Origin of the sequence: Streptomyces sp. NPDC002742, from assembly GCF_042888885.1 — a bacterium.
Lineage (GTDB): Bacteria > Actinomycetota > Actinomycetes > Streptomycetales > Streptomycetaceae > Streptomyces.
Genome location: NZ_JBIAQF010000001.1, coordinates 475,805 through 488,283, shown reverse-complemented (window position 1 = coordinate 488,283; position 12,479 = coordinate 475,805). Strand labels below are relative to the sequence as shown.

The 12,479-nt window shown below is 70.8% G+C and carries 11 protein-coding genes and 1 pseudogene; 5 read left to right on the top strand and 7 right to left on the bottom strand.

Annotated features, from left to right (window positions below; translation table 11 throughout):
* Nucleotides 1-223: 223 nt before the first annotated feature.
* The 3 genes from ACFYW8_RS02110 to ACFYW8_RS02100 all read right to left on the bottom strand — a co-directional run bounded on the left by ACFYW8_RS02110 (nt 224) and on the right by ACFYW8_RS02100 (nt 3,251).
* Entirely contained in the window at nt 224-853 is a 630-nt protein-coding gene (locus ACFYW8_RS02110) for a class I SAM-dependent methyltransferase (protein ID WP_389066153.1), read from the bottom strand.
* A 371-nt stretch (nt 854-1,224) separates the two neighbouring features.
* A complete protein-coding gene (locus ACFYW8_RS02105; RefSeq protein WP_389066149.1) occupies nt 1,225-2,118 on the bottom strand; it encodes a lamin tail domain-containing protein in 894 nt (297 codons plus the stop codon).
* 896 nt (nt 2,119-3,014) lie between these two features.
* On the bottom strand, nt 3,015-3,251 hold the full coding sequence (locus ACFYW8_RS02100) for a DUF5302 domain-containing protein (RefSeq protein WP_365877460.1): 237 nt from the start codon (nt 3,249-3,251) through the stop codon (nt 3,015-3,017).
* Between the two features lie 383 nt (nt 3,252-3,634).
* Between ACFYW8_RS02100 and ACFYW8_RS02095 the strand changes: the two are divergent.
* Nucleotides 3,635-3,793 (top strand): annotated as a pseudogene (locus ACFYW8_RS02095) (alpha/beta hydrolase); the annotation flags it as partial.
* Nucleotides 3,794-4,062: 269 nt separating this feature from the next.
* Here ACFYW8_RS02095 and ACFYW8_RS02090 read toward each other — a convergent pair.
* Nucleotides 4,063-4,296: a cold-shock protein gene (locus ACFYW8_RS02090; protein WP_389066144.1), complete on the bottom strand. Its 234-nt coding sequence runs from the start codon at nt 4,294-4,296 to the stop codon at nt 4,063-4,065.
* Nucleotides 4,297-4,639: 343 nt separating this feature from the next.
* Here ACFYW8_RS02090 and pnuC point away from each other — a divergent pair, with 343 nt between their 5' ends.
* Genes pnuC through ACFYW8_RS02075 form a run of 3 tightly spaced genes read left to right on the top strand, consistent with a single transcriptional unit; the run spans nt 4,640 to nt 7,064 of the window.
* Entirely contained in the window at nt 4,640-5,248 is a 609-nt protein-coding gene (pnuC, locus tag ACFYW8_RS02085) for a nicotinamide riboside transporter PnuC (protein WP_389066140.1), read from the top strand.
* Nucleotides 5,245-6,336, top strand: coding sequence for an AAA family ATPase (locus ACFYW8_RS02080; RefSeq protein ID WP_389066134.1), 1,092 nt, complete (start codon nt 5,245-5,247; stop codon nt 6,334-6,336). Before pnuC ends, ACFYW8_RS02080 begins: the two co-directional genes overlap by 4 nt.
* The gene (locus ACFYW8_RS02075; protein ID WP_389066131.1) at nt 6,333-7,064 is read left to right on the top strand and encodes an NUDIX domain-containing protein; all 732 of its coding nucleotides are present in this window, start codon (nt 6,333-6,335) and stop codon (nt 7,062-7,064) included. The genes ACFYW8_RS02080 and ACFYW8_RS02075 overlap by 4 nt, the downstream gene beginning before the upstream one ends.
* Nucleotides 7,065-7,303: 239 nt before the next feature.
* On the opposite strand, the gene ACFYW8_RS02070 is transcribed toward ACFYW8_RS02075, so the two are convergent.
* A complete protein-coding gene (locus tag ACFYW8_RS02070) occupies nt 7,304-7,843 on the bottom strand; it encodes a YceI family protein (protein WP_389066126.1) in 540 nt (179 codons plus the stop codon).
* Between the two features lie 149 nt (nt 7,844-7,992).
* On the opposite strand from ACFYW8_RS02070, the gene ACFYW8_RS02065 reads away from it, so the two are divergent.
* Nucleotides 7,993-8,508, top strand: coding sequence for a MarR family transcriptional regulator (locus ACFYW8_RS02065; RefSeq protein WP_365877472.1), 516 nt, complete (start codon nt 7,993-7,995; stop codon nt 8,506-8,508).
* A gap of 345 nt (nt 8,509-8,853) precedes the next feature.
* Here ACFYW8_RS02065 and ACFYW8_RS02060 read toward each other — a convergent pair whose 3' ends face one another.
* Nucleotides 8,854-9,936, bottom strand: a complete 1,083-nt coding sequence (locus ACFYW8_RS02060; protein WP_389066120.1) for a MerR family transcriptional regulator — start codon at nt 9,934-9,936, stop codon at nt 8,854-8,856.
* 110 nt (nt 9,937-10,046) lie between these two features.
* A complete protein-coding gene (locus ACFYW8_RS02055; protein WP_389066115.1) occupies nt 10,047-12,050 on the bottom strand; it encodes a serine/threonine-protein kinase in 2,004 nt (667 codons plus the stop codon).
* Nucleotides 12,051-12,479 lie beyond the last annotated feature (429 nt).

Sequence of the window (12,479 nt, the reverse complement as noted above, 5' to 3'; positions counted from 1 at the left end):
GATGCGGACCGGCCCCGGGTCATCCGTGCGGTTTGCGGACCCGGTCGCCGTGGGCCGGACGCGTGGGGGGCCGGACGCGCCGGGAAGGCCCGCCCCTCACCGGTGGGAAGGGCCGATTCTCGCCAATGGAAAGGACCGGCCGTCGCGGGCGGGAAGGGCGGGCCGGTCGACTGGCTGGCTGGCTGGCTGCCAGTCGACCGGCCGTGGCGTCGCGCAAGCGCTGTCATTCCCTCGTCATGGCGACCCGCCAGGCCCGGATGCCCGCCGGGTCCAGGGTGATCTCGATGGTGGCCGGCTCGATGGAATCGATCCGCAGCGAGTCTGCGAACGCGGCCGTGACGTCGTCCCTCGTCAGCCGGTGCGGCCCTGTGGCCCCGGTCCTGGGCTGCCGGTCGCTGAAGCACAGCATGAAGTAGCGTCCTCCGGGGCGCAGTACGTCCCGCAGCCCGTCGGTGAACGCGGCGCGGTCCTCCGGATCGAGCAGGTGGAACAGGCCGGAGTCCAGCACGGTGTCGAACTGCTCTCCCAGTTCCGTCAGCCGCCGTGCGTCGTGGTGGAGGAACCGTACGGCGGCGCCACGCCGCTGTGCCTTGTCCCGCGCGGCCGCCAGCGCGGTGGCCGCGAGATCGACACCGGTGGCTTCGAGGCCGAGGTCGGCACACATGAGTACGTGCTCCCCCGTACCGCAGCCGACGTCGAGTACCCGTCCCCGGATGGCGCCGGACCGAGCCAGGTCGAGAAAGACCGGCTGCGGATGCCCGATCTCCCACGGCGGCCGTACGGCGTACAGGTCATCGAGCCGCTGCCACGGGTTCGGCGCATCCGCGTCGTCGTGCGAGTTGGGTCCGGCCATGCGATCGACCTTCCACCGCCGCCGTCGCCCGGGTCCGGCGCCCAGGCGTCACGTCACGGCGGCGCTCCGACGGTCGACTGTACGCCGGAGGGACCTCTCGGGCCGTACGCGCGACGGCGCGCCAACCCGCCAACCCGAACCACCCGGCGGTGGCGCTGCGCGCCGCCGGGCTCGCGCGTTCTCGTTCTCGTCCTCGTCCTCGCACGCAGAAGACCCGCACCGTGCGGTGCGGGTCTCGTGCGGCGATGCCGTCCTGCGGGTCCGTGGCGTTCACCGGGTCCGATCGGGCCCGGGACTACAGCCGGTCACCTCCACGTCCTGACCGGATGCGACCCGCGTACCCCCTGAACGGTCTCGTCTTCAGAGGGTGTTCAGTGACCGATGAGACCGTGGAGCGGGCCGTGGCCCTGGCCGTGGCCCTGGCCTTGGCCCTGCCCCTGGCCCTGGCCCTGCCCCTGGCCGTGGCCCTGACCCTGGCCTTGGCCCTGACCGCGGTCGTCACCCTGGCCGCGGTCGTGGTCACGGCCCTGCCCGCGGTCGTGGTCACGGTGGTCGCCCTGACCGCGGTGGTCGTCGCGGCCGTGGTCACGGTGGTCACCCTGACCGCGGTGGTCGTCGCGGCCATGGTCACGGTGGTCACCCTGACCGCGGTGGTCGTCGCGGCCGTGGTCACGGTGGTCGCCCTGACCGCGGTGGTCGTCGCGGCCGTGGTCACGGTGGTCGCCCTGACCGCGGTGGTCGTCGCGGCCGTGGTCACGGTGGTCGCCCTGACCGCGGTGGTCATCGCGGCCGTGGTCACGGTCGTGGTGCCGACCCCAGGAGACGCTGTCGACGAAGCGGCCGCGGTCGGTCCGCAGTGTGGCGACGTCGGAGTGGTTGTCCCACACCTCGTTGCGGCGGTCCTGGTAGAGGTCACGGCTGGTGTCGCGGCCGTAGCCCGTGTGGATCCGGACGGTGGAACGGCCGGCCAGGCGGTAGTGGTCGAAGGTGTAGCGGTTGCCGTCCCTGTCCGACAGCGTCCAGCCATTCAGGTTCACTCCGCGGGATGCGGAGTTGGTGATTTCCACCCACTCAGCGTTCAAGGAACGGCTGGAGCGGTCGTCAAAGCCCGGCGCGTCGCTCTGGACCCTGCTGATGGCGACGTGCGTGCGCTCGAAGCGCGGCTCCGCGGCCGAGGCGGACACGGCGGCCGAGCCGACCAGCGCACCTGCCGCGATGGCCGCGGCCGCCACACGGCGGGCCGTGACAGACGTGGAAACGGACATGAATGCTCCTCAAGGTTCGAGAGCCGGCACACCCCGTGCGAGCACCCCACTACGGGGAACCGCACGGTGCGACCCTGTGCGAGTCCCGGCCCGGTGGCCGAGGACTCATAAGTTGCTCCACGTCGCCGCCCGAGATGAGCGACACTCGACCGCTGTTACCAATTACGGACATATCAGTTACAGGCACCTGTATGGGGCCTTTAACTACGGAAAGCTGAAAAGTGATGGACTGCCAGCATCAACTCCCGTGCTCCTGCCGGATCCAGCCCATACACGGGCATATCTCGCGTCACCGCAGCCCACCCACTCGTCACCCGAAAGTGAGTAACACCCTTCCGGTCCGACCCGGCCGCAGAAAGACGCGCCGCGCCTCTTCACCGGGCGACCCCGTCGCTACCCCCCGTCGCTACGACGCCCTCGCCGCCACGACACCCACCGCCCCCGCCCTCGACGCGGCCCTCCTGACGAGGTCCCGGAAGCGGGCACCACGTGGCGACTTCAAGGCACTCGGCGAAGGCGACACGGAACAGGCGCCCGATCCAGTCGGCCTCCCGGATCAGGCGTCGCGCGTCGGCGTTCTGCCGCACGACCGAGGAAGTGACGGTCACTCGGATCGGCGAGATGGGTGTGAGCGGCGAACCAGAAGGAGGCGGCGGGGGGACACAATGCGCGGCGCACCCTGCGGCTCCGCTCTTCGAGGAAGTCCGCCTAGCGGTACGCGGAGCCGGCCCCGCGGTGGTCCCTGGGTCCCTGAACCACCGCCCGTGGGGGTCGCGGCCGTCAGGTGGCGTCCGTGGCGACGCCGGACAAACGCAGGCATCGTTCGTCGCGGCCCAACTGGGCAGCGCCAGACATCGCCTGACGCTGCCCGGTCCGGTCTTGCGGCCGTCGTGGGATCAGCCGCCGCTCTTTCGACGGAACGACCGCTGACTGGCGGCCGGGCCGTGCGCGCCGTGGACCTTCGACGTGTTGGTCCTCGCGGTGGGGTCATTGACGTCCGCCTGCATACCTCGCTTGCGCGCCAGGGCCTCCCGAAACTTGCGCTTCAAGTCGTTCTGGAGGTCATCGTCGGGCGAGAGGGACCCGCTCTCGCCGTCAACCGGCTCCTCGGGCGATGGAGACTCTGCGGTCATGGTGACCTCCTGGGACTGGGCAGTGGAAAGCACAGCTTGTCATGGCGGGCACCGCACGAGGCACCGCCGCCTACGCCGCCAACCGCCATCGCGGGGTCGCTGACGCTGACGCCGAACATGGAGAGGACTCCCCGCCGCCGTAGGGCCTCACCTCGGGAAGCCGCGTTGCCGGGAACCGACTCCGCGGCATCCGGCCACGGAGCCCGCGCAAAGCCCGTTTGTCGGTTACGGCGACCGCTGATACGTTTCCGGAAGCCGTGCGAGAGAACGAGGAGGTGGTACCCGTGAACACAGTATCGACATGGGTGCTCTCCTCCGGGGTCGCGGTCGGGCGATAGGTCGTCCGGGAGCGCTTTTCAGCAGCGCTCCCGAAGGGCACGACCATGCAGTTCACTTCCGAACGGCGCCTCGACGACGGCGTCATCGAGCGCGCATTCACCCTCGGCGAGATCCCCGGCACCCTGTGGACGCCTGAATCCGCCGCACCGGCTCCGCTGATCCTCATGGCACACAACAACGGCCTGCCCAAGAGGCAACCACGAGCAGGCCCGCGCCGACCTCCGCCGGGCGATGCAGTCGAGGCCCTGGGCGCCGCACTGAACCAGTTACCAACAGCATCCGAGTCGGCAGGGGCCCGCGGTGCAGAGACCTGAGGAGGGCCGGGCTTCGTTCGAGTTCCGCCGGGCGAGTAGGCGCGTGGGCAGAGCCCTGGCGGGATGCCGTTCCGTCGTCACGTAAGCACCAGGACTTCGGCATAGCGAGGTTCGTGGATATTTGATTCCCAGGACGGCGAGTGGGCGTCGCCTCCGGCTCAAGGCCAGACGGACACGGCACGCCAGTGGTAGTCGTCCTGTTCGGCCTGCTCAGCCGAGAAAGTGACGGACTGGCCGGCGATCAGCTCGCGGAAGCCTTCGGCCCGGATCATCGAGAAATGTGCCCACACCCTGTCCGGGAGGGCATCGGAAGCAAGGACTCCCCAGCCCTCCTCGCTGTGCCACTCAAGCACGCGCCCGCCGAACACTTCCGCTGATGCGGTGTCAGACATTCCCCGTTCCCCCTTGCGGTACCGGCAATTCGCCGTTCCGGCCTGCGCCGTGGTCAGCGGTGTTCGACCGAACTTCCGTGACGTTATCGCATGGCCCCGATCGCTCGATCCTGGTCCCCGTCTTCGACGACAGGGCGGCGCCCGTCGACAGCAGGCCCCGCGGAAGCCGTTCCCACGGCCGCGGAACCCGCTCACCGTCACAGCCGTCGGCATGCATCGACCAACACGACATCAGCCCATGCGTGTTGACCCGGCGGCGGCGCCCCAGGCGCCACGGGTTTCTCCCTTGCCTTCCACCCGCCGCGCTATTTATAGTCACGAAGACTATTAAGGAGTCGCGCCTGTGAACTGGAACCTCAGCTGGACCGAAGCGCTCGGCTTCGCCACCGGCGCCGTCTGCGTCTGGCTGGTGACCCGCCAGCACATCGCCAACTGGCCCGTCGGCATCGCCAACAACGTCTTCTTCATCGTGCTCTTCCTGCAGGCCGGCCTGTACGCCGACGCCGGCCTCCAGGTCGTCTTCATCGCGCTTGCCGCCTACGGCTGGTGGACCTGGGCCCACGACCGCGGACCCGCGACCGCGGGCGCCCTCCCGGTGCGCCGGACCACGGGTGCCGAGTGGGCCTGGCTCACCGCTGCCGGAGTGCTGGCCACCGCCGCCCTCACCCTGCTGCTGGACCGGGTCACCGACTCCACCGTCCCCTTCTGGGACGCGCTCACCACCGCCCTCTCCCTGACGGCCACCTACGGCCAGTGCCGCAAGCTGCTGGAGTCCTGGTGGCTGTGGATCGCCGCCGACCTGGTCTACATCCCGCTGTACGCCTACAAGGGCCTGTACCTGACCTCCCTGCTGTACGTCGGCTTCCTCTGCCTGTGCGTGGCCGGCCTCCTCGGCTGGCGGCGCGCCCTCCCGGCCGCCGTCTCCCGCCCCGCCACGGCGGTGACCGCGTGAGCGCCGGCGCCCGCCCGTACCGACACGGCTTGGTGCTCGGCAAGTTCTATCCGCCGCACGCAGGCCACCATCACCTCGTCCGCACCGCCCTCGCGCAGTGCGACCGGCTGACCGTCCTGGTCTGCGCCGCCTCCGTGGAGTCGGTATCGCTCACCGACCGGGTCGCGTGGATGCGCGAGGCCCACCCGGAGGCCGAGGTCGTCGGCGCCGTCGACGACCACCCGGTCGACCTGCACGACCCCGCGGTGTGGGACGCCCACATGACAATCTTCCGGACGGCCGTTCCGGAACCGGTGGACGCCGTGTTCACCTCCGAGTCCTACGGCACCGAGTTGGCCCGCCGGTTCGGTGCGGCCGAGGTCCGCGTGGACTCCGACCGCATCGCGTACCCCGTCTCCGGCACGGCCGTGCGCAAGGACCCGGTCGGCTGCTGGGAGTTCCTCGGTCCGGGGGTACGCGCCGCCCTCGCCCGGCGCGTGGTCGTCCTCGGCGCCGAGTCCACCGGCACCACCACCCTCTCCCGGGCGCTGACGGCCCACTTCCGTGCGCGCGGCGGCGTCTGGTCCGACACCCACTGGGTGCCCGAGTACGGGCGCGCGTACAGCGAGGAGAAGCTCGCCGCCCTGCGGGCCGCCGACCCCGGAGCCGACTGGGCGGAGGTCGAGTTCACCTCCGAGGAGTTCCCCGTCATAGCCCGCCGCCAGGACGCCGACGAACAGCGGGCGGCCGGCGGCGGCTCCCCCGTGCTCTTCTGCGACACCGACTCCTTCGCCACCGCGATCTGGCACGAGCGCTACCTCGGCGCGCCCAGCCCGGAGGTGGCGGCCGTCGCCGCCCGCACCCCGCGCCACCTCTACCTGCTCACCGACCACGAGGGTGTCCCCTTCGAGGACGACGGTCTGCGCGACGGCCCGCACCTGCGCCCGTGGATGACCGGCCGGTTCCGGGAGGAACTGGAGCGCACCGGCCGCCGGTTCCTGCTGATCACGGGCAGCCCCGAGGAACGGCTGCGCACCGCCGTGGCGGCGGTGGACGGCCTCCTCGCCGAGGGCTGGCACTTCAACGACCCGCTCCCGGAACACCGGTGACGGCCGCCGCCCCGTACGACCCGTCGGCGTACGAGCCGTTCGCGGTGACCGTGGACCTCGCCGTGCTCACCGTGCGCGCCACCGCCCTGCACGTGCTGCTGATCCGGCGCGGCCAGGAACCCCACGCGGGCGCCTGGGCGCTGCCCGGCGGCTTCCTGCTGCCCCGCGAGTCGGCCGAGGAGGCCGCCCGCCGCGAACTCGCCGAGGAGACCGGCCTGCCGGAGTTCCTGGTGGACGGCGTGCACCTGGAGCAGGTGCGCACCTACAGCGACCCGGACCGCGACCCCAGGATGCGGGTGGTCTCCGTGGCCTTCGCCGCCCTCGTCCCCGATCTGCCCGAACCCGTGGCCGGCGGGGACGCCGCCCAGGCCCGCTGGGTGCCGCTCGCCGAGGCCGAGGCCGCCGCCCTCGCGTTCGATCACGACCGCATCCTCGCCGATGCCCGCGAACAGGTCCGGGCGAGGCTGGAGTACACCTGCCTGGCCACCGGCTTCTGCCCGCCCGAGTTCACCCTCGGCGAGTTGCAGGCCGTCTACGAGACCGTCTGGGACACCGGCCTCGACCGCCCCAACTTCCGCCGCAAGGTGCTCGCCACCCCCGGCTTCGTGCAGGCCGTCCCCGGCGGCGCCCGTCTGACCGGCGGCCGCGGCAAACCCGCCGCGCTGTACCGCGCCGGCGCGGCCACCGCCCTGCACCCGCCCCTGCTCCGACCGGAAAGCCCCCAATAGCCGCCGCGGGCCCCGACGGGCACCAGGCCAGAAACGCCCTGCCCGGCCTCGCCCTCGGCGACCCGCCGAGCTTCCGCACCGAGTTTCGCGGCGTCCGCTCGGTCCTCGCCAAAACGGCCCCCGACGGCAGACGCGGCTCCCGGAGGCGCCTTCGTCGGCCGGCCAGGAGTGCCGCAGCCGGACTCACCGGCTCGTGATCGTTCACGGTGTGGTGCGGGAACGGCGCGGACGCGGCCGGGTCAGGGGGCGAGCAGATCGGCGTCCCGGACGACCGCGCGAGCGAAGGTGAGCGTCGCGGTGACCGTGGTCAGGCCGCGGATCATACCCAGCTGATTCCAGACCATCCCGAACTGCTCCCGGTCCACGGTGAACTCCATGGCGAGGCCGATCGCGTCGTCACTCGACGCGGTGACGCGGGCGGTGACGGTCTGCGGGCCGCCGACACCCCGGACGGTCAGCCGGCCGACGATCTCGGCGGTGTCGCCCTGGGGCACCGCTGCTCCGTCGACGGCGAATGTGAGAGTCGGGTGGTTCTCGGTGTCGAAGAAGTCACTGCCGCGCAGGTGCGCGTCCCGCTTCGCGTTCCTCGTGTCCAGAGTCGCCGTGTCCACGCTGACAACCCCGTGGGCGGTCCCGTCGGGCCTTGTCTCACCCTGGCCCGTGACGCTGCCGAAGGCGCCCTTCACCGTCACCAGGCCCCACATCGTCCGATGCGCGATGGCCACGGTGGAGCGGGCGGGATCCAGCTGCCAGGAGCCGGTTTCGATGACGACGGTCATGGAGGTTCTCCAGAAGAGTTGAGGACGGGACCGGGGAAGCCGCATCCGCGACCCGAGTGCCGGGACCGCAGCCCAGTAGTCCAAATTTGGATGACTCGTCGCACGCTAGCCGGTTATCCAAAAATGGACAACCGTTAGACTGTGACACCATGGCCGACTCTTCCGCCCCCGCCGATCAGCCCGAGCGCGAGCCATCGGACGACACCGGGCTCCTGCCCGCCGAACTGCGCTCCTGGATGCAGCTGCTGGCCGCGGCCGGCACGATCGAACAGCAGCTCCGCTCGCGGGTGAAGGACGCGACCGGGATCTCGCACGACGAGTTCCTGCTGCTGTGCCTGCTCGCCGACCAGCCCGGCTCCAGCCTGCGGATGACACGGATCGCGGAACTGCTGGGCCGCCCCAAGACCCGGCTGACCTACCAGGTGGCCTGCCTGCAGCACGCGGGACTGATCACCAAGAACTCCGCATGCGGCGACCGTCGCGGCGTCGAGGTGGCGCTCACCGACAAGGCCCGTACGCTGCTCAGCGAGTCGTCCCACTCCCTCGCCGACGCGGTCGCCGAGGCCATCGCGCGAACGGCCTGCGCTCAGCGGTACACGCAGTTGCGGTACCTGCTGCCGACGAGCCAGGGCTTCGAGCAGCACACCACGGAACAGAAAAGGTAGCCGAAGCGACTCGCCCCGGAGCTCGCCAGAACTCGGCACGGACCCGACGGTCAGCGGCATGACGCGAACCCGCCCAACATCGACGCAGCCGTCACCGGCGAGCGGATGACGTACGCCCCACGCGCCGGGATGCCCTTCGCCGGGGCGCTCGTGCGTCCCGAGGTCCCTGACGGTCGGAGCGGGACCGGTCACCGACACCCCGTCGGTCACCGACGGGGCTTCCCCCTGCCCCGCCGGTTGACGCAGGGGGAAGCCCGCACCTCGGCACCGGGCGGCCGCCACCGCTCTACCGCCGCCGGGTCCTGGACCGACCAGGAGGGAGCGGCAGGGGCGCGGGTGCTCTGCTCAGTTCTCCAGACGGAACGGCATCAAGATCGAGAACGTGTCCTCGTCGTCGGGCCGTCGGATCGCGATGGGCGCGGCAGGAGCGCCGATCTCCAGGATCAGTCGGTCCCGGGCTCCGGCGGCGAGCGCGTGCAGCAGGAACTCGCGGTTCACGGCGACCAGGCTCTGGTCGTCGTCACCGTCCACGCCGATCGTCACCGCCCCGTCGGCCGTCACCTTGAGAAGGCTGAGGTCGGCGGCCGTCTCGTCCGGCCCGCTCACTTCACGCGTGCGGACGGGACCGGTCTCCACCGCCTCCTGGAACGTCGCAACGTCGACCAGCGCGCGCTGACCGGCCGGCAAGTTGACCAGGCGGCGGTAGTCGGGGAAGTCGTGGCCGAGACACTGGCCGGCCGTCTGCCGGTCTCCCGTCTCCAGCGTCACTCGGTCGCCGTCGACGGCGATGCGGACGGATTCCTCGCCGCCGAGCAGAGCCCGCATGGCGTCGGCGAGCGGGGACGGGACGATGATCTGCACGCGGGTTTCGGCGTGCCCGCTGGTGGCGGCCCGCGCGACGGCCATCCGGTACCGGTCGGTGGCCACGACGTCGAGTGTCTGTCCTTCGATGTCGAAGAGGAGACCGCCGAGCATCGGCAGTTCCGGGTCGGTACTGGCGGCGAAACGGACCGCGTCCAGCGCGTCGGCGAGTTCCGGCGCGGAGACGGACAGGCTGACGGCGTGGGTACGGGGCAAAGGCATGGGTTTCTCCCTGCGTTCGAGGAGTGCTCGGAGCGTGGAGAACTCGTTGCGGGCATCGGACAGTCCCGCCTCAAGACGGCGCACATGCGTCGCGAGCAGCTTGCGTACCAGGTCGGTGTCCTCGCTGAACCAGCCGGCGAGCACCAGGCGGATGTCCGCCAACGGCATGCCCGCCCGGCGCAACCGGGCCAGCAACCGGGCTTCGCCGAGTTGCTCGGGGCCGTACCAGCGGTAGCCGCTCACCGGATCCACCCAGGCGGGGACCAGCACACCACCACGGTCGTAGAACCGCAGGGCGCTCACGCTCAGTCCGCTGGCCCCGGCCATCTCACCAATGCTGCGCATCTCGCTCTCCACACCTGCGACCCTGAGCCCTCGACAAGGTCGAGGGTCAACCCCGGTCACGTTCGGGCGGCCCTCGGGCGGTCCTCGGACGGTCCTCTGTCCGGCCTCGATCAGGCCGGGCAGTCGGCCGACGTGTCGGCCGTACCCCAACGGATCATCAGGTAGTGGGAGCCGCCCATCTGCGCCACGGCATAGCGGGAGTACGGCCATGCGTCACCCGCGCTGTCCTTCTGCTTCACCAGAGCCCGGCATGCCTCGCCCGCCGCCATGTCCGCCCAGGCCTCGATCTGCCCCTGGTTCCATGTGCCGTAGTCCGACCACACGTACATCGCCGAGTCTCCCGGGTCGAAGCCCATCTTGAGTTCCGCGTTGCCGAGCGGGCGATCGGTGCCGAGCGTCCTGCGCATCCCGTTGGTCCGCTCGATGAGTTTCCTGGTCGCCCGGTCCGCGACGTCGATCTCGTCGCTGTCGGTACTGGGGATCATGGCCTGGCCGAGGCCCTGTTCGTCCGGCTCCCAGCCCAGACCGGCGCCGGAGGCCTGTCCCGTGTCGTCGTCGGCGGCCGACGCGCACTGCGCGTTGCTGAGAAAGTCGTCGTCCCAGGTCACCTGCGGTTCGCGGCCCGTAGCCTCCTTCACCATGACGTAGGTGCGGTACGGCAGTTCCGGGTGCAGCCGCAGAACGACATCCCTCAGCGTCCGGCACATCGATCCGGCGACCTTCGTCTCCGCGTACATCGTTCCCTGTTCGTCGGAGGAGAGCCGGTACGAGAGGTAGACCTCTTTGCGCGACGCGTGGAACCGCACGGCGTTCGGAGCGAAGTCGACGCCGCCGCCCAGTTCCTGGACGAGAACACCTTGGTCGTGCAGGACGGCGCGCGCCACATCGTGCTCGCCCTCGCCCCGTGCCGACCGCGCCTCGGCCCAGCTCACCGCACTCGCCGAACCGTCGCTCGCGTCCCGCCTCCGCTCCGCCGCCGTGCCCGCCGTGGACACGGACGGCTGCGGGGACCCGGTCGCCGAGTGAGCGGGAGCGGACGCGGCGCTCGAGGTTCGGTGCCGGCTGCCCTCCGTCCTGCCGGGCGCCAGGGCCACCACTCCGCCGACCAGGCCCCCGATGACCGCCGCCGCGACAACGGTCATGCCCGCCCATGGTCTTCGTGGACGCCTCGGGGGCTGCGGCCACTCCAGATCGTTCGCGTGGGGTGGGTCCCAGACTGCCGTGACCATGTCCTCGGCCCGCGTGAACAACATGTCCGCGCGCATCACTTGGGTGACCTGGGAACCCAGGAGTTCGAAGCACTCCTCAGCTGCGTCGGCGGCCGGGGGACGGTCCCCGGCCTCCTTGGCGAGTGCTCGCTCCACGATCCCGCGCAGGGGCGCGGGGACACCGTCCAGGTCGGGAGCACCCGACATCACGCGGAACGCGACCACGTCGGGAGTGCCGGTCCCGAAAGGCGTTCTTCCGGTGGCCGCGTAGGCCACGAGCGCTCCCCAGGCGAACATGTCGCCCGCGGGCCCGGTGGCCCCCGTGCGGTACTGCTCGGGGCTGATCCAGCCGGGGGTGCCGGTCATGACTCCGGTACGGGTGACACTGGTGCCGTCGGCGGCATGCGCGATTCCGAAGTCCAGGACGCAGGGGCCTGAAGGCGTGAGGATGACGTTCTGCGGTTTCACGTCGCGGTGCACCACGCCGACGGCGTGGACGGCGGCCAACGCCCGCGCGGTGGCGGCCGCGAAAGCGTACAGGCTCGCTCCGGCGAGCCGTCCTTGCGCGAGCACCTGCTGGTCGAGCGTCGGTCCGGCGACGTATTCGGTGGCCAGCCATGGGTCTTCGGCGTTCGCGTCAGCGGCGAGCAGGGGGATCAGATACGGGCCGGTGACACGGGAGGACAATTCCACTTCGCGCCTGAAACGGGCCCTGAATTCGGGTTCTTGGGCCTGGTTGGGGTGAATCACCTTCACCGCCACGCGCGTTCCGTCAGGGGCTACTCCGGCATGGACGGTACCCATGCCTCCGGCGCCGAGACGGCCGACGATCCGGTACGGACCTATACGGGAGGGATCGCCGGCATGAGCAGGCTGGACTCTTCCGGAGGATCCGGCTTCGCTCACTGATGGTTCCTTCGTGCGGGACTGAACGTTTGAGCAGGCGGAGATGTCACACGTCGTCGGGGGTCGGGTTCGAACCCCAGCAGGCTTCCCCAGTAGGCCCTTTGGGTGAGTTCCCGTCCGGATGTTATGTCCTGACCCGCGTCCTGGATAGAGAAACCCCTGACCAGACGGTGTGCTCTGTCCTGCCGGGTGACGACGCGCTTGCGGACCGTTTCGTGGGCCGGACGCTCATCCGGGCGCCCCTCGGCCCCGAATCGCACAACTCCCTTACCACGCATCGCTGTTGCGGCCATCATCACGGCAGACCCACGGCCGGATGGGAACCATCGGCCGGAACGAGGCCGTCGTCCGATGGGCGGAGCCGTCGGCCGACCCGATCGAAACCCTCGTCCGACCGGGCAGAGCCCTTGGCCGGCCGTGCGGGAAGCC

Excerpts from the sequence above, each read along its gene's own strand:
- ACFYW8_RS02060 (WP_389066120.1), bottom strand. The coding sequence starts at position 9,936 with ATGCGCAGCATTGGTGAGATGGCCGGGGCCAGCGGACTGAGCGTGAGC.
- ACFYW8_RS02090 (WP_389066144.1), bottom strand. The coding sequence starts at position 4,296 with ATGTCTGACACCGCATCAGCGGAAGTGTTCGGCGGGCGCGTGCTTGAG.
- ACFYW8_RS02070 (WP_389066126.1), bottom strand. The coding sequence starts at position 7,843 with ATGACCGTCGTCATCGAAACCGGCTCCTGGCAGCTGGATCCCGCCCGC.
- ACFYW8_RS02110 (WP_389066153.1), bottom strand. The coding sequence starts at position 853 with ATGGCCGGACCCAACTCGCACGACGACGCGGATGCGCCGAACCCGTGG.
- ACFYW8_RS02105 (WP_389066149.1), bottom strand. The coding sequence starts at position 2,118 with ATGTCCGTTTCCACGTCTGTCACGGCCCGCCGTGTGGCGGCCGCGGCC.
- ACFYW8_RS02100 (WP_365877460.1), bottom strand. The coding sequence starts at position 3,251 with ATGACCGCAGAGTCTCCATCGCCCGAGGAGCCGGTTGACGGCGAGAGC.
- ACFYW8_RS02065 (WP_365877472.1), top strand. The coding sequence starts at position 7,993 with ATGGCCGACTCTTCCGCCCCCGCCGATCAGCCCGAGCGCGAGCCATCG.